This is a genomic window from Streptococcus sp. GMD5S, assembly GCF_000298715.2.
Lineage (GTDB): Bacteria > Bacillota > Bacilli > Lactobacillales > Streptococcaceae > Streptococcus.
Genome location: NZ_AJRG02000058.1, coordinates 1 through 660, shown reverse-complemented (window position 1 = coordinate 660; position 660 = coordinate 1). Strand labels below are relative to the sequence as shown.

1 protein-coding gene is annotated in these 660 nt (G+C 46.4%); it reads left to right on the top strand.

Annotation, left to right across the window (positions count from 1 at the left end; translation table 11 throughout):
• Positions 1–660: SHIRT domain-containing protein (locus GMD5S_RS0209780; RefSeq protein ID WP_029710694.1), on the top strand; the 660-nt coding region annotated here is incomplete at both ends.

The window sequence follows — 660 nt, the reverse complement described above, 5'->3', positions numbered from 1 at the left end:
GTAAAACAGAAGTGAAGACAGCAGAAGGTACTTGGAGCTTCAAGTCCTACGACAAGGCATCAGAAACCATCAATGGAGCGGATGCCCACTTCGTCGGTACTTGGGAATTTACCCCAGCACCAACTTACAAGGCAACACATGAATTTGTCAGCGGAATCCCAGGGAAAGACCTTCCACAAGGAGTGAAAGCCTTGCTTCCAGCAGACCAAACCGACTTGAAAGATGGTAGTCAAGCGACTCCAACTCAGCCAAGTAAAACGGAAGTGAAGACAGCAGAAGGTACTTGGAGCTTCAAGTCCTACGATAAGGCATCAGAAACCATCAATGGAGCGGATGCTCACTTTGTCGGTACTTGGGAATTCACCCCAGCACCAACTTACAAGGCAACACATGAGTTTGTCAGCGGAACGCCAGGAAAAGAACTTCCACAAGAAGTGAAAACCTTGCTTCCAGCAGACCAAACAGACTTGAAAGATGGTAGTCAAGCAACTCCAACGCAACCAAGCCAAACAGAAGTGAAGACGGCAGAAGGTACATGGAGCTTCAAGTCCTACGATAAGACATCGGAAACAATTAATGGATCAGATGTTAAGTTTATAGGTACATGGGAATTTACAGCAACTCCAGTTCCAACAGTGACTCATAAAGCAGTTCACGAGT